At 65.1% G+C, this 16862-nt stretch carries 25 protein-coding genes, 1 tRNA gene and 1 pseudogene; 19 read left to right on the forward strand and 8 right to left on the reverse strand.

Translation table 11 applies throughout. The features are described 5' to 3' along the window. Nucleotides 1-3 precede the first annotated feature (3 nt). The 8 genes from D7006_RS22495 to D7006_RS22530 all read left to right on the forward strand — a co-directional run bounded on the left by D7006_RS22495 (nt 4) and on the right by D7006_RS22530 (nt 5752). Complete coding sequence (locus D7006_RS22495) at nt 4-1218, forward strand: phage major capsid protein (protein WP_237354635.1); 1215 nt, start codon at nt 4-6, stop codon at nt 1216-1218. Between the two features lie 12 nt (nt 1219-1230). Further along, complete coding sequence (locus tag D7006_RS22500) at nt 1231-1611, forward strand: hypothetical protein (RefSeq protein ID WP_237354636.1); 381 nt, start codon at nt 1231-1233, stop codon at nt 1609-1611. 172 nt (nt 1612-1783) lie between these two features. After that, nucleotides 1784-2167 (forward strand): HNH endonuclease, encoded by a 384-nt coding sequence (locus D7006_RS22505; protein ID WP_237354637.1) that lies wholly within the window; start codon nt 1784-1786, stop codon nt 2165-2167. Next, nucleotides 2164-2463, forward strand: coding sequence for a head-tail connector protein (locus D7006_RS22510; protein ID WP_237354638.1), 300 nt, complete (start codon nt 2164-2166; stop codon nt 2461-2463). The genes D7006_RS22505 and D7006_RS22510 overlap by 4 nt, the downstream gene beginning before the upstream one ends. A gap of 11 nt (nt 2464-2474) precedes the next feature. Then, on the forward strand, nt 2475-2900 hold the full coding sequence (locus D7006_RS22515; protein ID WP_237354639.1) for a phage terminase small subunit P27 family: 426 nt from the start codon (nt 2475-2477) through the stop codon (nt 2898-2900). Next, the gene (locus D7006_RS22520) at nt 2854-4461 is read left to right on the forward strand and encodes a terminase large subunit (RefSeq protein ID WP_237354640.1); all 1608 of its coding nucleotides are present in this window, start codon (nt 2854-2856) and stop codon (nt 4459-4461) included. The genes D7006_RS22515 and D7006_RS22520 overlap by 47 nt, the downstream gene beginning before the upstream one ends. A 224-nt stretch (nt 4462-4685) precedes the next feature. After that, nucleotides 4686-5447, forward strand: a complete 762-nt coding sequence (locus D7006_RS22525) for an ATP-binding protein (RefSeq protein ID WP_237354641.1) — start codon at nt 4686-4688, stop codon at nt 5445-5447. Next, nucleotides 5441-5752, forward strand: a complete 312-nt coding sequence (locus D7006_RS22530) for an STAS-like domain-containing protein (protein WP_237354642.1) — start codon at nt 5441-5443, stop codon at nt 5750-5752. The genes D7006_RS22525 and D7006_RS22530 overlap by 7 nt, the downstream gene beginning before the upstream one ends. Nucleotides 5753-5825: 73 nt before the next feature. Here D7006_RS22530 and D7006_RS22535 read toward each other — a convergent pair whose 3' ends face one another. Continuing rightward, the gene (locus D7006_RS22535) at nt 5826-6062 is read right to left on the reverse strand and encodes a helix-turn-helix transcriptional regulator (RefSeq protein WP_237354643.1); all 237 of its coding nucleotides are present in this window, start codon (nt 6060-6062) and stop codon (nt 5826-5828) included. A 92-nt stretch (nt 6063-6154) separates the two neighbouring features. Here D7006_RS22535 and D7006_RS22540 point away from each other — a divergent pair, with 92 nt between their 5' ends. From D7006_RS22540 to D7006_RS22570, 7 genes are all read left to right on the forward strand, one after another. Continuing rightward, on the forward strand, nt 6155-6553 hold the full coding sequence (locus tag D7006_RS22540; protein WP_237354644.1) for a hypothetical protein: 399 nt from the start codon (nt 6155-6157) through the stop codon (nt 6551-6553). Then, nucleotides 6546-7106 (forward strand): hypothetical protein, encoded by a 561-nt coding sequence (locus D7006_RS22545; protein ID WP_237354645.1) that lies wholly within the window; start codon nt 6546-6548, stop codon nt 7104-7106. Before D7006_RS22540 ends, D7006_RS22545 begins: the two co-directional genes overlap by 8 nt. A gap of 92 nt (nt 7107-7198) precedes the next feature. Next, nucleotides 7199-7882 carry a hypothetical protein gene (locus D7006_RS22550; RefSeq protein WP_237354646.1) on the forward strand — a complete coding sequence of 228 codons (684 nt, stop codon included), beginning with the start codon at nt 7199-7201 and terminating at the stop codon, nt 7880-7882. Beyond that, nucleotides 7882-8070, forward strand: a complete 189-nt coding sequence (locus tag D7006_RS22555; RefSeq protein ID WP_237354647.1) for a helix-turn-helix domain-containing protein — start codon at nt 7882-7884, stop codon at nt 8068-8070. The genes D7006_RS22550 and D7006_RS22555 overlap by 1 nt, the downstream gene beginning before the upstream one ends. Before the next feature lies 1 nt (nt 8071). Next, nucleotides 8072-8353, forward strand: a complete 282-nt coding sequence (locus tag D7006_RS22560) for a hypothetical protein (RefSeq protein ID WP_237354648.1) — start codon at nt 8072-8074, stop codon at nt 8351-8353. Nucleotides 8354-8357: 4 nt separating this feature from the next. Then, nucleotides 8358-8564 carry a hypothetical protein gene (locus D7006_RS22565; protein WP_237354649.1) on the forward strand — a complete coding sequence of 69 codons (207 nt, stop codon included), beginning with the start codon at nt 8358-8360 and terminating at the stop codon, nt 8562-8564. Nucleotides 8565-8573: 9 nt separating this feature from the next. Continuing rightward, on the forward strand, nt 8574-9662 hold the full coding sequence (locus tag D7006_RS22570) for a tyrosine-type recombinase/integrase (RefSeq protein ID WP_237354650.1): 1089 nt from the start codon (nt 8574-8576) through the stop codon (nt 9660-9662). 23 nt (nt 9663-9685) lie between these two features. Here D7006_RS22570 and D7006_RS22575 read toward each other — a convergent pair. From D7006_RS22575 to D7006_RS22595, 5 genes and pseudogenes are all read right to left on the reverse strand, one after another. Beyond that, nucleotides 9686-9770: transfer RNA gene (locus D7006_RS22575), tRNA-Leu, on the reverse strand. Between the two features lie 134 nt (nt 9771-9904). After that, the gene (locus D7006_RS22580) at nt 9905-10675 is read right to left on the reverse strand and encodes an enoyl-CoA hydratase (RefSeq protein ID WP_169121954.1); all 771 of its coding nucleotides are present in this window, start codon (nt 10673-10675) and stop codon (nt 9905-9907) included. A gap of 135 nt (nt 10676-10810) precedes the next feature. Continuing rightward, on the reverse strand, nt 10811-11689 hold the full coding sequence (mutM, locus tag D7006_RS22585; RefSeq protein WP_169122220.1) for a bifunctional DNA-formamidopyrimidine glycosylase/DNA-(apurinic or apyrimidinic site) lyase: 879 nt from the start codon (nt 11687-11689) through the stop codon (nt 10811-10813). A 123-nt stretch (nt 11690-11812) separates the two neighbouring features. Then, nucleotides 11813-12164: pseudogene (locus D7006_RS22590) on the reverse strand (DUF2200 domain-containing protein). A gap of 9 nt (nt 12165-12173) precedes the next feature. Beyond that, the gene (locus D7006_RS22595; RefSeq protein ID WP_169121956.1) at nt 12174-13328 is read right to left on the reverse strand and encodes a DNA recombination protein RmuC; all 1155 of its coding nucleotides are present in this window, start codon (nt 13326-13328) and stop codon (nt 12174-12176) included. 100 nt (nt 13329-13428) lie between these two features. Between D7006_RS22595 and def the strand changes: the two genes are divergently transcribed. Together def and fmt are read left to right on the forward strand one after the other, a co-directional pair. After that, nucleotides 13429-13947: a peptide deformylase gene (def, locus tag D7006_RS22600; RefSeq protein ID WP_229643429.1), complete on the forward strand. Its 519-nt coding sequence runs from the start codon at nt 13429-13431 to the stop codon at nt 13945-13947. A gap of 37 nt (nt 13948-13984) precedes the next feature. Next, nucleotides 13985-14908 carry a methionyl-tRNA formyltransferase gene (gene fmt, locus D7006_RS22605; RefSeq protein WP_237354651.1) on the forward strand — a complete coding sequence of 308 codons (924 nt, stop codon included), beginning with the start codon at nt 13985-13987 and terminating at the stop codon, nt 14906-14908. Here the strand turns inward: fmt and D7006_RS22610 are convergent. Beyond that, nucleotides 14901-15134 (reverse strand): methionyl-tRNA formyltransferase, encoded by a 234-nt coding sequence (locus tag D7006_RS22610; protein ID WP_169121959.1) that lies wholly within the window; start codon nt 15132-15134, stop codon nt 14901-14903. The two genes, fmt and D7006_RS22610, sit on opposite strands and share 8 nt — an antisense overlap. Before the next feature lie 30 nt (nt 15135-15164). On the opposite strand from D7006_RS22610, the gene truA reads away from it, so the two are divergent. Together truA and D7006_RS22620 are read left to right on the forward strand one after the other, a co-directional pair. Next, nucleotides 15165-15902, forward strand: a complete 738-nt coding sequence (truA, locus tag D7006_RS22615) for a tRNA pseudouridine(38-40) synthase TruA (protein WP_237354652.1) — start codon at nt 15165-15167, stop codon at nt 15900-15902. Nucleotides 15903-16044: 142 nt separating this feature from the next. Continuing rightward, on the forward strand, nt 16045-16395 hold the full coding sequence (locus D7006_RS22620) for a hypothetical protein (RefSeq protein WP_169121961.1): 351 nt from the start codon (nt 16045-16047) through the stop codon (nt 16393-16395). A 75-nt stretch (nt 16396-16470) separates the two neighbouring features. On the opposite strand, the gene trxA is transcribed toward D7006_RS22620, so the two are convergent. After that, complete coding sequence (trxA, locus tag D7006_RS22625; protein ID WP_024276966.1) at nt 16471-16791, reverse strand: thioredoxin; 321 nt, start codon at nt 16789-16791, stop codon at nt 16471-16473. Between the last annotated feature and the right edge of the window lie 71 nt (nt 16792-16862).

A 16862-nucleotide genomic window follows, 5' to 3' on the forward strand; every position in this document is an offset into this window, starting at 1 on the left:
TCCATGTTTCACGACACTTATGCGCCGGCGGGCGTTCCCGTTTACAAGGCCGATCCGGAAGATCCCGCCTCTGTCGTCACGGCGGCACTCGACGCTTTCAAGGGCGAAGTCGTCACGCGCCTCGACAAGATCGATGCCCGCCTCGACAAGGTGGAGGCCGCGCAGGGTGGCGGCGACGCTCCCAAGGCCGAGGCCCCGAAGGCTGAGACCAAGGCATTCGGCGACCGGCTGGACAAGATCGAGGCGAAGCTGAACCGTCCCGCAGGCGTCGAGCGCAAGGCCGATGAGCCGAGCATTGAGCGCAAAGCTTTCGGCACCTACCTGCGCCTAGGCACCGCGGCACCGGTCGAGGAACTGAAGGCCCTCACTGTCTCCAGCGACCCGCAGGGCGGCTACCTCGCCCCGGCCGAGATGAGCGCCGAGTTCATCCGCGACTTGGTGGAATTCTCCCCCATCCGCACCCTCGCCAGCGTGCGCGCCACGGCCTCACCCTCGGTGCAGTACCCCAAGCGCACCGGTGTCACGTCCGCCAAATGGAAAGGCGAGACGCAGGCCTCCGAAGGCTCGGAGCCGAGCTTCGGCCAGCTCGAAATCGTGGTGAAGGAGGTGAACACGTTCGTGGACGTGTCCAATCAGCTCCTCGCCGATAGCGCCGGTGCGGCGGAAGCCGAGGTGCGACTGGCCCTCGCAGAGGACTTCGGCCAGAAAGAGGGCCTCGCCTTCGTCTCAGGCGACGGCGTGCTTCAGCCCATGGGCCTGCTTTCCGATGCCGGCATCGGCTCCACGGTCAGCGGTTCCGCTGCGGCCCTCACCTCCGATGGTCTCATTTCGCTCATGTATGCCCTGCCGGCGGCCTATCGCGGGCGTGGCTCCTGGCTCATGAACGGATCGACGCTGGCCACCCTTCGCAAGCTGAAGGACGGGCAAGGCAATTACCTTTGGCAGCCGTCCTATGCCGCGGACGTCCCCGAGACCATCCTCGGCCGCCCGGTGGTTGAGGCGGTGGACATGCCCGACGTGGCGGCGAACGCCTTCCCCATCCTGTTCGGCGACTTCGCCACCGCCTATCGGATCGTGGACCGCCTCGCGCTCTCGATCCTCGTGAACCCGTATTCCCGCGCCACTGAGGGCGTCACCCGCATCCATGCCACCCGCAGGGTGGGCGCGGGCGTGGTGCAGCCCAAGGCTTTGCGCAAACTGAAGATCGCCGCGAACTGAGGAGGGCCGACCATGCGTGACCTGGTGCACAACATCTCCGCCGTCCCTGCTCTCGCACCGGCGGTGCAGGCTGCTGCCGCCGATGGCGCCGCCATCGATCTGCGTGGGTTCAACCGCGTCGCCTTCGTCGTCAATACCGGCGCTATCGTCGGCGCGGGCGACTTCGGCGTGAAGTTGCAGGAGGGCGACGACGGCGTGACCTTTGCCGATGCCGCGGCTGCCGTGGTGCAGGGCTCGGTGCCCGCGACGTTGGCGGCGGCAAGCACCTACAAACTCGGCTACGTCGGGTTCAAGCGCTTTGCGCGCCTGTCCCTGACGAAGGCCGGCGGCACCTCGCTCGCCATCGGCGCCGTTGCCGTGCTGGCGGATCCCGCGACCGTTCCCGTTTCGTAATCCCGGCGCGTTCAGGTGAGGGCGCGTAGCGGCCCGCCCAACAACGGTAATCCCACCTCCCCGGCGCCGGCCGAGCGATCGGTTTTCATGGCGGGGTCAAGGCGGGAACGGTCGCAATTCTAGGGGGGGGCCACGCCCGGCGCTGGCCTCCCCGTCATTCGGAGCAAACATCATGGCGGTGCGTCCCCCACGGATATGCTCTTGCGGCTGCGGCAAGGTGCTGCGCGACGGCGAGCGTTGCCCGGCCCGGGTGGCCCGCAAGAAAGCCGCCGAGCAGGCCGCAGATGCGGCACGCCCGACTGCCCGGGAGCGTGGCTACACCACCAAATGGCAGAAGGAGTCAAAGGCCTTCCTCGCCATCCCTGGGCATGAGCGGTGCGTGCACTGCGGAGGCGTAGCGACGCTGGTGGATCACAAGGTGGCGCACAAGGGCGACATGAAGCTGTTCTGGAGCCGCAGCAACTGGCAGCCGAGTTGCGGGCGCTGCAATCGCGCCAAGGCCGTCCGCGAGGAAGGCGCCTTCGGCAGGCCTGTCAAAGCCGGAGTGCTGGCATGACCGCGACCCTCGACATTCTCCCCCTCGCCGATCTGAAGGCCCATGCACGGATCGACACCAGTGAGGAAGATCCGGACCTCGCGCAGCTGATCGAGGCGGCGCGTGGCTTCGTGGAAGGTTGGTGCGGTCCCCTCGACGACTTCGCGAGCCCGGTGCCGCCGGCGCTGGTGCACGCCATGAAGCTCTATGCCGCGCACCTTTACGAAAACCGCGAGGCGACCTCTGCCGGTGGCGTGGCCGAAGTGCCCCTCGGCTTCTTCGACCTCATCGACCCGCATCGCCTGCGGGTGTTCTGACGGAGCCCGCCATGAAAGGCCGCAAGCCTGAGATCCCCGCTGCCCAAGAACCGCTTCCCGATGGCGTCCCGGAGCCGCCCGAATGGCTCACCGAGGACGCCCGCGCGGAATGGGCGCGCGTGTTGCCGGTGCTGCTGGTGGAGAGGCGCACCATCACCATGACCGACCTGTCCATCTTTGCGAACTATTGCACCGCCATCGGGCAGGTCGCGGAGGCCAACCGCATCTTGTCGGATGAAGGCCTCACCTTCAAAGGACCGAGCGGGCCTAAGCGTCACCCCGCCATCGCCATCCGCTCGGATGGCATGACACAGGCGCGTCAGATGGCAGCCGAACTCGGCTTGACGCCCGCCAGCCGTGGGCGCCCGGCCATCAAGAATGGAGGCGGCGATGACCTCTTCAGCGGCGGCCTGTTCGGCGACCTTGGCCTCAACTGAGCCGGTGGCCGATCCGTTCGGCTATGGCGAGCGGGCAGTGAAGTTCCTGCGCGCGCTGCGCCATCCCAAAAGCCGCCTCGCGGCGCGCGCCTTCCAGCTCGATCCCTGGCAAGAAGATATCGTGCGACGCATCTATGGTCCCTGCGATGAAGGCGGCGCGCGCATCGTGAAGACCGTGGTGCTGCTGCTCCCGCGCGGCAACCGCAAAACCTCCCTGTGCGCGGCGCTTGCCTTGCTCCACACCTTCGGCCCGGAGCGCCTCCCCGGTGGCGAAATCATCTCGGCCGCCTCCGACCGCAAACAGGCGCGCATCGCCTTCGAGGAGGCCCGCGGCATCATCGAAGCGACGGCGCCACTCAAGGCCATCACCGCCCCGCAGGAGTACAAGAACCGATTGGTGAACACGAAGTGGCGCAGCTTCTATGAGGCCATCAGTTGCGACGCTGGCACCCAGCACGGGCGCACCCCGGCCTTCGTCCTGGCCGATGAGCTGCACGCCTGGAAGAAGCGCGATCTTTGGGACGTGCTGAAGTCGGGCTTGGTGAAGACGCCCGGTTCACTCCTGATTGTCGCCACTACGGCAGGGCGCGGACAGGAAAACCTCGCCTTCGACATCGTGAACGATGCCCGCCGGGTAGCGCGCGGCGAGGTGGACGATCCTTCCATCCTGCCCGTCCTGTACGAGGCCGGGAAGGATGACGACTGGCGCGATGAGCGGGTGTGGCGCCGGGTCAATCCCGGCCTTGCCCACGGCTATCCCGACATCGCCGGCTTGCGTCAGCTTGCGCGCGAGGGCGAACGCCGGCCGGGCGACCGCGATGCCTTCCGCCAATTGAACCTCAATGTGTGGCTGGATCATTCCGTCGATCCATTCGTGGACATGGGTGTCTATGACGAGGGCGCGCAGCTCGTGGACCTCGACGCGCTCGTTGACGCCCCGTGCTGGCTGGCGGTGGACCTCTCCTCAAATGGCGACCTCACCTGCATTGTCGCCGCCTGGCGCGAGGGTGAGGATGGCTTCGTAGTGCACCCGTGGTTCTTCTGCCCCGCCGACAATCTGCGCCTGCGCGCCGAGCGCGACGGCGTGCCCTACCCCGCCTGGGCCGAGGCCGGCCACATCACGCCGACCCCCGGAAACGTGGTGGATTTCCGTCATGTCGAGGACACCATTCGCGACCTCTGCGAGCGCTTTCAGGTGCAGGAGATCGCGTTCGATCCCTACCTCGCCCGCAATATGATGATGAACCTCGCCGACGATGGTCTGCCCGCCGTCGAGATGCGGCAGAACTGGGCAACCATGGCGCCGGCCGTCAAGGAACTGGAGCGCGCGATTGTCGGCCGCCGGCTTGTCCACGGCGGCCATCCGGTGCTGCGGTGGAACTTCGACAATGTGGCCGTACACACGGACAGCGCCGGCAACCGCGTCTTCCACAAGGGCAAGAGCCGAGATCGCATCGACGGCGCCGTCGCCTGCGCCATGGCCGTCAGCCGCGCCTCTGCGGGCGATGGTGGCTCGATCTATGACAGCGAGGAGTGGTCGGCCGAGCTGATGGTGATGTGAGATCGGTACGGAAGCGCTTGATTTTCAAGTGAGTTGCTGAAAACAATCGGACAGGTTGTGTGTTGAAATCGATTCAAACGAGACTGGCCTTACAAAAAATGCCCGCGCCTGCGACCCCGATTATCAGAATACCGTACAGATTATGCGACTACACTCTCCCTAAGGTTTTGGCAGAAGTTTTGAGCCAATGCGGGGGTAACTTGCCTCCGACATTGGATTTCGACATGAGCTCTCTGTCGTTTATCGAGCCTGCTGGAGTGACATTTCTAAGCAATATTGGATACTGGCTGGTATCTCGCGGCTGCAATCCACGCTTTATCAATATTGATAACAGAAACCAATCTATTATATATCTCGATGATTCCCTATTTTTCGAACAGCATTGCGGCTCTCGGCTAAGGGTGGAAGCGTGCCCCCGTCGCACAACGCAGCCTCTCCAAAGGATCGACCACGATCGGATTCATAGCTGGCTTCGGATGGAATTGATCCCCTGGCTGAGCAGCTGCCTCGGGATGACGCAAAGTTCTCTATCTATGTTTCAAGTGTGTATCTCTGAATTATTCAATAATATTAATGATCATTCTATTCCTAATACGGGCAGTATTTTCGTTCAACATTATCCAAATAAGAATGAAATAAGGATTGCCGTTGCGGATTTTGGCCCCGGAATTCCATCTACTGTGGCTAGGAGGGCGCCAAACCTGACTGACGTTCAAGCTATTCTAAAGGCTGTTGAGCCGGGCTTTTCTTCTCTCAGTTCGCCCCGCAATCGAGGGGCGGGGCTTGATATTTTGCTTGAGACGGCGGTGAGGAGGAACGGCGGCAGGGTCACCATATTTTCGCAGAGTTCCTATGTTGTATTCTCTCAGCAAGGCTGCCATGTCCATGGTGGCGTCGGTTTCTGCCCCGGCACCACGATTGACATTTGCCTTAGAACTGACACGATCGAGCAGATAGAGGACGGCCCGGAGGATTTGGAATGGTAATCCGAGTTGTCGATTTTTTGCCGTCGGCCGACACTGCTGAGCAGGGCGCCGTGCTTCACAACATGCTGTTGGACGAGCTGAAGAGCGGCACGACAATCACGGTATCATTTTACCATATTCAGAGTGCCACTTCATCGTTCGTGAATGCTGCGTTTGTGGATCTGCTAAGCCATTTCGGCTTCGATGAACTAAAGAAGCGGCTTCGCATCGTAGAGTCGAGCCGGCAGATCAATGAAATGATTAAATCGCGCCTGTCTTTCGAGTCAGATCGAGTGTCGCGCGATGTGTCACGACTGCACGCATGATGCACAAGGTCCGAGAATGATTAAAAGCCCCGCTCTGGCGGGGTTTTTTGTGCCCATATGAGCTAAATATATTTTACTCCAAGCTCAACTTGTTCCTTAACCGCACTCCCGGCCCGCCGCCATTCTCCGGGATGAACTCGACGCCAGCAGCTTCGAGAGCGTGCTGGATGGCCTCGACGGTGCGGGGCTTCAGCTCTTCACCGGCTTCGAGGCGAGAGACGGTCGCCGGGGCAACCTTTGCAATCTCGGCCAATTCACGGATGCCGAGACCCAGCGCAACGCGCGCCATCTTGCATTGGACAGCCAGCATTTTAGAGCACCGCTCTCATTTTAGCTTGACGTTCTAATATCAACGCTCCATTTTTAGAGCGTCGTTATCATTCGTACCACAGGAGCACGCGCATGGGCACCCATGTTCGCGAACAGGAGAAGTGCGTCTCTCGCCGCCCGGTCCTCAAGAGCGTCGCAACTGGGCTGGTTGGAATGCCCCTTGGCATTTGGGTCGCGGCCGAGCCGGATCCGGTCTTCGCTGCGATCGCGTTGCACTCTCAGCTTTGGCGCGCCGTCGAGCAAGTCTGCTGCCAAGGCGGGTTGACCGATCAGGTAAAAAAGGCCTCCCTCCGGGAGGGCGAGGCCTTGCATTACTTCCTTGCAACCGTCCCCACGACCAGAGCGGGCTTGCTCGCCTACATCGATCATCTCGGCTCGCCCATGGGGTTCGGCGAGGACGGGCCATCCGATGAGGAGATGCCCGCGATCCTCAAGACCATCCGCGCCTTCGCGGAGGCTCGCCATGCGTAGCGCCTCGCCTCGCACCTTCGAGATGGTGGAGACGACACGTTTCCGCGCCCGCGTCGTCGCCGCCATCGAAACCCTTGTGGACCTCCTCGACGAGCTGGACCTCGATCCGGACCTTGAGCCGGACAATGACGATGAACCCTCCCTCGGCTGGCGCGAAGCGCGCGGGGGTAATGGCCTGTGCCCGACCTTCACTGATGAAGCCGAACTCGGCTCCTGGATCGAGGGCGCTCGGCAGCAGCATATCGGGCGCTTCACCGCGCATACCGAGGACGAGGAGCACACGGCCCCCGAGCGGTATGGGAAAGGCTTCGTCGATGCCGGTCCCGACGACGATGAAGACAGCGACCCCGGCGGCGGCGACATCCTCGATATCGCCGCGGATCAGGACGCGGTGGACCTCCTACAGGAAGAATTGGCCTTCCATCGCTGGATGGATGACACCCGCCCGGCGAGGCTCAAAGCCCATGAAGCCACTCGCGCACAGATCGCCAAAGCCACCGGCCGGAAGCCCGGATCGCACTGGTGCATCTCAACACGGATCCAGCCGCGGTGAGGAAACTCTCGGCCTATTGGATTTTATTTCCAATGGGGTTTTCGGCTCCCATTGGCTATGATATCTAATGGAGGTTCAAAGAGGATCTTCTTATGGCTTCCCCCGGAGATTTGGTTGCGGCTGTCGCGGCGGTGCTCGGCTATCCGCTGGTGACGATCTCCACCTATTACCGCCATCTCCGCGAGGCAGGGCTCGTGACCAAGGGCGGGCGTGGCCCCAGCGCCGCGCAGATGAGCCCGCGCGATGCTGCGCTTCTTCTGCTGGCCGTGGCGGCTTCGGACGAGGCTAAGACGGCAGCAGAGCGGACGCTGGCCATGGGGTTGATCCCCCTTGTCTATCGTTCCAGGGAGCGGGGACAGGAAACTTCCCTGCTCTCAGTTTTCGATGACTTGCCTGCCAGCCACACCTTCGCCGACGCACTCACCATGCTGTTGGATTGTGCCGGCCAAGGATCGTTGCAATCGGCGATCAACGCCACCCTGTCCTCTACCGATGGCAGCGTAAAGGTCTGGAATATCCGAGTCACGATCCTGGGACCTCTTCCTCAGGCGCGTATCGATATCTTCGTCGGTGGCAGGCATGAAACGCTCTCCTATTCGAGCATTCCCAGCGAACTATTCTCGGAATTCGATCCGGGTGAGGGGTTGGATGCCCTGAAGAATTGGAGCAGTGAAACCGAGCACTCGTTTCCCGGCGATATGAGCTTCACGCGTGAGTTCACCAGCCGGGCAATCTTGCGCATCGGCGCGCTGGTTGCGGGCAAGGTGAAGCAGTGATGTCTTCGGTCGTGCGCCCCCTCAAGACGGCGAAGCAAATCGCCCACGCGCTCGGCGTCTCCGAGCGCACAGTGAGCCGCATGGTTCGCAAGGGTCTCCTCCCCGCCACCAAGGGCGGCTGCGGCGGGCGCACGAGCCCGCTGGTGATCGAGCGCAAGGCGCTGGAAACCGTGAAGAAGGCACGCTGACATGGATGATCTCCCGATCCGCCATATCGCAGTGGGGTGCGCTTCCTGGGTGGGAAACGGCGGCTGGTCAAAGCGCCCGCCGAGCGCATCCGCAATGAGGCTTCAGCGCAAGCTGGATGCGGAGGCGGCGGCCGGCACTCTGCAATTTCCGCCCGAGAACGCCGTGCGCTCGATGCGCTTCGGTTTCCCCTGCCGCATTGTCCTGTGGGACTGGGAGGAGAACTTCAAAGCGCGCGCCGAGCGCGCTCGCGCGGCCCGGGCCAAAAAGCGTGGGAAGGGCTGAGGCCATGGCGCGCACGCCGTCCAACTTCGTCCAATCCGACCTCAGCCGGACCCTCCGCGCCTGCAAGGATGCCGGCGTGCTCGATCGTGTGGTGGTACGCGTCGAGAAGGGCGTCTTCATGATCATGCCAGTCGGAACGGCTTCGTCCATGCCCGCCACCTCTTCCGATGAGGAGCCTTCCGAGGATCTTCCCGAGCTGCCCGAGTTCTGAGGGTAACCCATGCCGCGGCCTCTTCCCCCATCCCTTCATCGCGAGCGCACGCGCCACGGACAGGTTGTCTATTACGTCCGGCGGAAACACGGGCCGCGCGTCCGTATCCGCGCCGAGTTCGGAACGCCTGCCTTCTATGAGGAGTACCGCGCGGCGCTCGCGGCGGAACCCACGCCCCGCGCGGGTAAAGGCCCGCAGGCGGGTTCTATCGAATGGGCGATCAAACGCTACATGGCCAGTTCGGCTTGGGCGGGCCTGTCGCCGGCAACGCGACGCGCACGTGAGAACATCTTCCACCAGATCACGGAGGCGGCGGGCGACAAGATGCTGTCGCAGGTGACCCAGCGCACAATCATCGGCGGCCGGGAAAAGCGGGCGAAGACGCCGCATGCCGCGAACAACTACCTCAAGGCCATGCGCGGACTGTTCGGCTGGGCGGCCGGCGACGGCGGGTTGGTCAAGGTCAATCCCGCTCTGGGCGTGAAGCTCCTCAAGGGCGCCAACGACGCCGAGGGCTTCCACACTTGGACGGAAGAGGAGGTTGCGCGCTTCGAAGAGGCTTGGCCCCTCGGGACGCGGGAGAGGCTCGCTCTCGACATTCTGCTCTATACGGGGCTGCGGCGCGGAGACGCGGCGAAGCTCGGCCGCCAGCACGTCCGCGATGGCGTTATCACGATCCGCACCGAGAAGACGGGGGAGGTGGTAAGCCTTCCCGTGCTTGAGCCCCTGGCGCGATCCATCGCAGCCACCACAACAGGCGACTTGACCTTCCTCATCACCGAGCGGGGCACGCCCTTCGCCAAGGAGAGCTTCGGCAACTGGTTCAAGAAGGCCTGCGTCAAGGCCAAGGTGCCCGGTTCGGCGCATGGGCTGCGGAAGGCGGGGGCGACGCGCGCCGCCGAGAACGGCGCCAGCGAGCGCGAACTGATGGCCCTGTTCGGCTGGAACACTGGGAAGATGGCTGTCCACTACACCAAGGCGGCGAGCCAGAAGCGCCTTGCCCAAGAGGCGGCCCAACTGCTGCTGCCGAAACGGACGCGGAACAAAAGCGCCCGTACCCCACGCCCCGGTGCGGGCGCTAGCGCTAAAAATCGTTGATTTTCAGGAGCTTAGAAAATGAATGGTGCCCAGGAGAGGACTCGAACCTCCACGGCTTTCACCACTGGTACCTGAAACCAGCGCGTCTACCAATTCCGCCACCTGGGCCCCGTCCGGTTGTGGCCGGCTGGGAGCGCGACACATAGAGGGGGGGCGGCTTGCTTGTCAACACGCTCTTTGCGCTCTTCCTCGGAAAGATGGGGAAGGCGGGTGCGGCCGGCTGGGCAGCACCCGCCTTGCCGTCAGGCCTTGAAGTCGGGCGGGCGCTTTTCGATGAAGGCACTCATGCCTTCCTGCTGGTGGGCGAGGCCGAACTGGGACTGGAACACCCGGCGCTCGAAGCGGATGCCCTCGGCGAGGGAGGTCTCGTAGGAGCGGTTCACCGCCTCCTTGGTCTGCATGGCCACGGGCAGCGACATGCCGGCGATCACCTTCGCCACCTTCAGTGCCTCGGTCATCAGCTCGGCGGCGGGGATGATGCGGGAGACGAGGCCGGAGCGCTCGGCTTCCACGGCATCCATCAGCCGGCCGGTGAGACACATTTCCATGGCCTTGGACTTGCCGATGAAGCGGGTGAGGCGCTGGGTGCCGCCCGAGCCGGGCATGACGCCGAGCTTGATCTCCGGCTGGCCGAATTTCGCGGTGTCGGCGGCGAGGATGAAGTCGCACATCATCGCGAGCTCGCAGCCGCCGCCGAGGGCGAAGCCGGCTACCGCCGCGATCACCGGCTTGCGGGTGCGCGAGAGGCGCTCCCAGGAGGTGATGTAGTCGTCGAGATACGTGTCGGGATAGGTGAAGTTCTGCATCGCCTTGATGTCGGCGCCGGCGGCGAACGCCTTCTCCGAGCCGGTGAGGATGATGCAGCCGATGGCGCGGTCGGCCTCGAGCACGTCGAGGGCGGCGTTCAGCTCGTTGATGAGCTGGGCGTTGAGCGCGTTGAGCGCCTGCGGGCGGTTCAGCCGGATGATGCCGACCCGCTCGTCCACCTCCAACAGGATCGTCTCGTAAGCCATCCCTATCTCCTCCTCAGCCGGCGTGACACCGGTCGATAGCCTCGGCGGCGCTTCGCGCGCACGGGTGACGTGCTCTAGCGTGTCCCGGCTTTGATGCGAAGTGGCAGCCTCGCACAGCGGCCGTGCGGAGCTGCGCTATCTCTGGCAGACCGGGCAATAGAAGGTGGAGCGCCCGGCTTGCACGATGCGCTGGACGATGCCCTTGCAATGCCGGGTCCGGCAGGGCTCGCCCTCGCGGCCGTAGACGCGGAACGTGTGCTGGAAATAGCCGAGTTCGCCGCTCACCTGCTTGTGGTCGCGCAGCGAGGAGCCACCCGCCTGGATGGCCTCGCGCAGCACGTCGCGAATGGCGGTGACGAGACGCTCCACCCGTGGCGTGGGCTTGCCGTCCTTGGTGACGATGGTGTGGGCCAGACGACGCGGCGAGAGACCGGCGCGGAACAGAGCCTCGCAGACATAGATGTTGCCCAGCCCCGCCACCAGCTTCTGGTCGAGCAGCGCGGCCTTCAGCGCGGTATTGCGGCGGGCGAACGCTGAAGCGAGATAGTCCGCATGGAAGGCGTTGCCCAGCGGCTCCGGGCCGAGCCCGGCGAGGAGCGGATGGCTCTCCAGCCGGTCGTAGGGAACGATCAGGATCGCACCGAAGCGGCGCGGATCGTTGAAGGTGACGGTGGTGCCGCCGGCGAGGTGCAGCACCACATGGTCGTGGGGGCCGGCCGCGGCGCGCGGATAATGGAAGGCGCCGGGCCGGCGGGTTTCCGTGCCCTCGACCCGGATGGAGCCGGACATGCCGAGGTGCAGGATCATCACCTCGCCGCCGTCCAGATCGGCGAGCAGATATTTGGCGCGGCGGCCGATGGCCTCCACGCGGCGGCCGGCGAGGCGTTCGGCGAAATTCTCAGGCAGCGGCCAGCGCAGGTCCGGGCGGCGCGCCTCGGCGCTTTCGATCACGGCGCCCTGCAAGACGGGCATCAGGCCGCGGCGGACAGTTTCCACCTCGGGCAGTTCGGGCATTTCGTCCTTAAGGGTCACGGGCGCGCCACAACCGGCGCGTGATTCATTTCGGCCTCCAGCATCCCGCCTTGGGCGGCGCGGCGCAAGATGCCGCAGCCCCGACAGGGGCCACATCAACAGGGCTCAGCCCTTGCGCAGGATCTTCTCCAGCGGCCGCCCCCGCGCCAGCTCGTCGATCAACTTATCCAGATACCTTATCTCGCGCATGGTCGGCTCGACGACCTCCTCCACCCGCACGCCGCAGACCATCCCGGTGATGAGCGCGCGGGCCGGGTTCGGCGCGAGCGCCTCGGCGAAGAAGGTCTCGAAATCGGTCTTTCCGGCGAGGAGGGCGCCGAGCGCCACGTCGGAATATCCGGTCAGCCAGCGGATGACCGCGTCCACCTCCGCCTTGGTGCACCCCTTCCGTTCCGCCTTGGCGACATAGAGCGGGTAAACGCTGGCGAAGCTGGGTGTAGATGCGGTGCTTCGGCATGAAGCCCTCTCACTCGGGCGGAGCGGAGGGCGCCGGGCCGGGGGTGTCGAAATCCAGCTGCTCCAGCCGGAGCCCCCGCCGGGCGATCTTGTCGGCGGAGATGATGACGCGCTGCACGTCGTCGCCCACCTGGGAAAAGTGCTTGGCGAGGTCGCCCACCCGCTCGCGCAGGCGGCTCACGTCGTCCACCAGCGCGGCCACCTCCGCACGCACGCGGTCGGCCTCCTCGCGCATGCGGGCATCCTTGGCGATGGCCTGTACCACCTGCACGGCCAGCATCAGCAAGGAGGGCGAAACCAGCACCACCCGCAACCGGTAGGCCTCCTGCACCACACCGTCGAAATGCTCGCTGATCTCGGCATAGACGGATTCGGACGGCACGAAGATGAGCGCCACGTCTTGCGTCTCGCCGGGGATGAAATAGCGCTCGGCCACGTCATAGACGTGCTTCAGAAGGTCGTTGCGCAGGCGCTGGCCGGCGGCCTTGCGGTGCTCGGCGGATGGCGCCTCGCGAAAGGCGGTGACGGCTTCCAGCGGGAATTTGGAATCGACGAGGAGCGGGCGCGGGTCCCCCGGCAGGAAGATGGCGCAGTCCGGCCGCTTGCCGTTGGAGAGGGTGTACTGGAAGGCGAAGCTGCCGCGTGGCAGGCCGTCGGCGACGATGGCCTCCATCCGCGCCTGCCCGAAGGCGCCGCGCGCCTGCTTGTTGGCCAGCGTCTCGCGCAGCGAAACCACCTGCGCGGAAAGATCGCCGAGCGTGCGCTCGGCCGTCTCCACCATCACGAGGCGCTCGGCGATGCGGGTCAGGCTCTCATGGGTGGCGCGGGCGGCTGTGGAGAGGGTCTCCCCCAGCCGGTGGGAGGTCTGGTCGAGGCGGTCGGAGACGGCGCGGGCGAGCTCGCTCTGCCTTTGGGCGAGGATCTCCGTCATGCTCTGCACGCGGCCGGCGGTCTCGGACTGGACGCGGACCAATTCGCGCAGGCGGCGGTCCATCTCGTCGCGCCGGAGCGCCTCCTCGGCGACCACGGCGGCGCGCGCCCGCGACTGGCGCACGAGGCTCACCAGCACCAGAAACAGCAGCAGCGCCAGCACCGCCGCGGCGACCGCAGCGGCCTCGGCCACGGTGAAGGGCCGTCCGCCGAAGGTGAACAGCACAACCGGCATGCCTTGCTCTTGCGTGAACCTTCTCTTCTTACGTGATTCTCTTCCTTGAACAAACGGCGAACATGTTGACCTATGCGGCAGCTTCGCTTATCTCGCTCGAATGACGATCCGGCCCATCCTCATCATCCCCGAGCCCAAGCTGCGCACGCTTTCCACCCCGGTCGAGACCATCGACAGCGAGGTGCGCAAGCTGGTGGAGGACATGTTCGAGACCATGTACGACGCCCCCGGCATCGGGCTGGCGGCCATACAGGTGGGTGTGCAGCGCCGCGTCATCACCATCGATGTCGCGCGCGACGGCGAGAACAAGAAGCCCATCGCCCTCATCAATCCGGAGATCATCGCCGCTTCGGAGGAGACCTCCGTCTACAGCGAGGGCTGCCTCTCCATCCCCGAATATTACGAGGAGGTGGAGCGCCCGGCGAAGGTGGCGGTGCGCTTCCTGGACATCGAGGGCAAGACGCGTGAGGTGGAGGCAGAGGGCCTGTTCGCCACCTGCGTGCAGCACGAGATCGACCACCTCAACGGCGTGCTCTTCATCGATCACATCTCCAAGCTGAAGCGCGACCGCGTCATCAAGAAGTTCACCAAGCAGGCGAAGCACAAGGCCGAGGCCTGATCCCGCCGCGGCGGGAGATCACGGGGCACGAGGGTTCATGCGCATCGTCTTCATGGGCACGCCGGATTTCGCCGTCCCCACCCTCTCGGAGATCGTCGGGCGCGGCCATGAGGTCGTCGCGGTCTACACACGCGCCCCGGCCCCGGCCGGCCGGCGCGGGCTCGACCTCACCCCCTCCCCCGTCCATGCGGTGGCCGAGCGTTTCGGCCTGCCGGTGTTCACGCCCAAGAGCCTGAAGGGCGAGGAGGCGGCGGACGCCTTCCGCGCCCACGAGGCGGACGTGGCGGTGGTGGTGGCCTATGGCCTCATCCTGCCGCAGGCCATCCTCGATGCGCCGCGCCTCGGCTGCCTGAACCTGCACGGCTCCCTGCTGCCGCGCTGGCGCGGGGCCGCGCCCATCCAGCGCGCCATCATGGCCGGCGACAGGGAGACGGGCGTCGCGGTGATGCAGATGGAGGCCGGGCTGGACACCGGCCCCGTGGGCCTCGTGGAGCGCATCCCGATCGGCCCGGACATGACCGCCGGCGAATTGCACGACCGGATGATGGTGATCGGCGCCGACCTCATGGGCCGGGCGCTGGCCGCGTTGGAGCGCGGCGGCCTCGCCTTCACGCCCCAGCCGGCGACCGGCGTGGAATATGCCGCCAAGATCGAGAAGGCCGAGACCCGCATCGACTGGTCGAAGCCCGCCCAGGAGGTGCACGACCGCATTCGCGGCCTCTCCCCCTTCCCCGGCGCCTGGTTCCCCCTCGGAGCGGAGGAGGCGCGGGTGAAGGTGCTGCGCTCGACGCTGGTGGAGGGTTCCGCAGCGCCCGGCACGGTATTAGACAACCGCCTCACCATCGCCTGCGGGGCCGGCGCGGTGCGTCTCGTGGAACTGCAGAAGGCCGGCAAGCAGCCCATGGGGGCGGAAACCTTCCTAAGGGGAAACAAGCTCGCACCTGGGTCGCAGCTCACTTGAAGCCGAATTCGGCCTTCAGAATTTCATAGAGCTGTCCAGCGCTCCGGCGATCCAGTTGCACCGATTGGCTTATCTTGTGCGGGTTGGCTCTCGTGCCACGGCCATAGGTGTCGATTTGAAGTACCCGCCCACCCTCGGCTTCGAAGGAGCAAACGTGTGCCTCAATGGCCTCATGAACTTTGAACCGCTCTTTGTCCTGCCTGACAAAATTCTCAATAAGTGCCACGAGCGTTCTCTCCGTTGGAATTAGCCGGAAGTGCCTAGATATAAGCTCACCATCGAATATGACGGCACCCCCTTCGCCGGCTGGCAGATGCAGGCGGATCTGCCCACCGTGCAGGGCGTGCTGGCCGAGGCTTTTCAGCGCTTCTGCGGGGAAAAGGTGACGGTGGCGGGCGCCGGGCGCACCGATGCCGGCGTCCATGCCACCGGGCAGGTGGCCCATGTGGACCTTGCCAAGGAGTGGCGCACGGACACGGTGCGCGACGCCATGACGGCCCAGCTTCGGCCCCACCCGGTGGCCGTGCTCTCAGCCGAGCGGGTGCCGGACAGCTTCGACGCCCGCTTCTCGGCCACCAAGCGGCACTATCTCTACCGCATCGTCAACCGCCGCCCCGATCTCGCGCTGGACCGCGACCGGGCGTGGCGCATTCCCCAGAAGCTCGATGCGGAGGCCATGCACGCGGCGGCGCAGCGGCTGCTGGGCAAGCACGATTTCTCCACCTTCCGCGCCGCCGAGTGCCAGGCCGCCTCGCCGGTGAAGACACTGGACCAGCTGGACGTATCCCGCCACGGCGACGAAATCCGGGTCGTCACCTCGGCCCGCTCCTTCCTGCACCATCAGGTGCGCTCCATGGTGGGCTCGCTGATGCGGGTGGGGGAAGGCCGCTGGAGCGCGGACGATCTCGCCGCCGCCCTCGCCGCCGCCGACCGCACGCGCTGCGGCCCGATGGCCCCCGCGGCGGGGCTCTATCTCGCCGCCGTCAGCTATTGAGGCTGCACGATTCCGACGGCTTGAGCCTCGCACTGGGCAACATCCTGTAAACGTTCATCGCGTCGCAGGTTGGAACGGTCCGGCCCTCTTGAGCATTTCCACTGGGAAGACACCTCAGGGGCGATAGAGGACAACGGGTCCGATGTTCAGTTTCCGTATGCCGCGCTGGCAGCCTTCGCGCCGCCGCGTTCCCCTCTCCCTCGCCCATCTGGTCGCCCGCGCCGTGCCGGGTGCGCCGTGCGGATGGATCTTCTTCGACGGCAGCGAAACCCGGATCGATACTCAGGAAGGCGAGGCCGTCATCATCCCCGGCGGCGCCTTCTTCCCGCGCGAGGCCCATCGCTTCGCCAACGAAAGCGAGGCGCAGGCGGAGGCCGCCCGGCTCAACGATGCCAGCCTCTGCCTCGACCGCCCGTGGCGGGTGCGCCCTGCCTCCGCCTTCGCGGTGGAGCGCGTCGCCGCCTCCGGCAAGATGCTGGAACGCCACGGCTGAGGCTGGTGTCGCCGGCCCAAACGCAAAAAAGCCCCCGGTGACGGGGGCTTTTTCGCATTCGGAGACTGGAAAAGCTCAGATCGAGCCGTTGATCCACTGCACCAGCTTCGCCTTGGGGGCGGCGCCCACCTGACGGGAGGCGATCTTGCCGTCCTTGAAGAGGAGCAGGGTGGGGATGGACATGATGCCGTACTTGGATGCCGTCTGCGGATTCTCGTCCACGTTCAGCTTCACGATGCGGACCTTCTCGCCCAGCTCGCCGGACACTTCCTCCAGGATGGGGGCAACCATGCGGCAGGGGCCGCACCACTCCGCCCAGAAATCGACGATGACCGGCGCGCTGGACTTCAGCACGTCCTGATCGAAATTCTGATCGGAAACTTTCTCGACGGCCATGACATACCTCGTAGGGCAGAACGGGGAGAACCACTGGATGTTGGGGAGAACGTAGGTAGCCGCTCCCCTCC

Origin of the sequence: Xanthobacter sp. YC-JY1, assembly GCF_021730305.1 — a bacterium.
Taxonomy (GTDB): domain Bacteria; phylum Pseudomonadota; class Alphaproteobacteria; order Rhizobiales; family Xanthobacteraceae; genus Xanthobacter; species Xanthobacter flavus.

Bases quoted from the DNA above. Each gene is read 5' to 3' on its own strand.
- D7006_RS22560 (WP_237354648.1), top strand. From the start codon at position 8,072: ATGGATGATCTCCCGATCCGCCATATCGCAGTGGGGTGCGCTTCCTGG.
- D7006_RS22570 (WP_237354650.1), top strand. From the start codon at position 8,574: ATGCCGCGGCCTCTTCCCCCATCCCTTCATCGCGAGCGCACGCGCCAC.
- D7006_RS22530 (WP_237354642.1), top strand. From the start codon at position 5,441: ATGGTAATCCGAGTTGTCGATTTTTTGCCGTCGGCCGACACTGCTGAG.
- D7006_RS22495 (WP_237354635.1), top strand. From the start codon at position 4: ATGTTTCACGACACTTATGCGCCGGCGGGCGTTCCCGTTTACAAGGCC.
- D7006_RS22540 (WP_237354644.1), top strand. From the start codon at position 6,155: ATGGGCACCCATGTTCGCGAACAGGAGAAGTGCGTCTCTCGCCGCCCG.
- D7006_RS22595 (WP_169121956.1), bottom strand. From the start codon at position 13,328: ATGCCGGTTGTGCTGTTCACCTTCGGCGGACGGCCCTTCACCGTGGCC.
- trxA (WP_024276966.1), bottom strand. From the start codon at position 16,791: ATGGCCGTCGAGAAAGTTTCCGATCAGAATTTCGATCAGGACGTGCTG.
- def (WP_229643429.1), top strand. From the start codon at position 13,429: ATGACGATCCGGCCCATCCTCATCATCCCCGAGCCCAAGCTGCGCACG.
- D7006_RS22580 (WP_169121954.1), bottom strand. From the start codon at position 10,675: ATGGCTTACGAGACGATCCTGTTGGAGGTGGACGAGCGGGTCGGCATC.
- D7006_RS22525 (WP_237354641.1), top strand. From the start codon at position 4,686: ATGAGCTCTCTGTCGTTTATCGAGCCTGCTGGAGTGACATTTCTAAGC.
- D7006_RS22505 (WP_237354637.1), top strand. From the start codon at position 1,784: ATGGCGGTGCGTCCCCCACGGATATGCTCTTGCGGCTGCGGCAAGGTG.
- D7006_RS22515 (WP_237354639.1), top strand. From the start codon at position 2,475: ATGAAAGGCCGCAAGCCTGAGATCCCCGCTGCCCAAGAACCGCTTCCC.
- D7006_RS22535 (WP_237354643.1), bottom strand. From the start codon at position 6,062: ATGCTGGCTGTCCAATGCAAGATGGCGCGCGTTGCGCTGGGTCTCGGC.
- D7006_RS22545 (WP_237354645.1), top strand. From the start codon at position 6,546: ATGCGTAGCGCCTCGCCTCGCACCTTCGAGATGGTGGAGACGACACGT.
- D7006_RS22520 (WP_237354640.1), top strand. From the start codon at position 2,854: ATGACCTCTTCAGCGGCGGCCTGTTCGGCGACCTTGGCCTCAACTGAG.
- D7006_RS22550 (WP_237354646.1), top strand. From the start codon at position 7,199: ATGGCTTCCCCCGGAGATTTGGTTGCGGCTGTCGCGGCGGTGCTCGGC.
- D7006_RS22565 (WP_237354649.1), top strand. From the start codon at position 8,358: ATGGCGCGCACGCCGTCCAACTTCGTCCAATCCGACCTCAGCCGGACC.
- mutM (WP_169122220.1), bottom strand. From the start codon at position 11,689: ATGCCCGAACTGCCCGAGGTGGAAACTGTCCGCCGCGGCCTGATGCCC.
- D7006_RS22500 (WP_237354636.1), top strand. From the start codon at position 1,231: ATGCGTGACCTGGTGCACAACATCTCCGCCGTCCCTGCTCTCGCACCG.
- D7006_RS22510 (WP_237354638.1), top strand. From the start codon at position 2,164: ATGACCGCGACCCTCGACATTCTCCCCCTCGCCGATCTGAAGGCCCAT.
- D7006_RS22620 (WP_169121961.1), top strand. From the start codon at position 16,045: ATGTTCAGTTTCCGTATGCCGCGCTGGCAGCCTTCGCGCCGCCGCGTT.
- D7006_RS22555 (WP_237354647.1), top strand. From the start codon at position 7,882: ATGTCTTCGGTCGTGCGCCCCCTCAAGACGGCGAAGCAAATCGCCCAC.
- fmt (WP_237354651.1), top strand. From the start codon at position 13,985: ATGCGCATCGTCTTCATGGGCACGCCGGATTTCGCCGTCCCCACCCTC.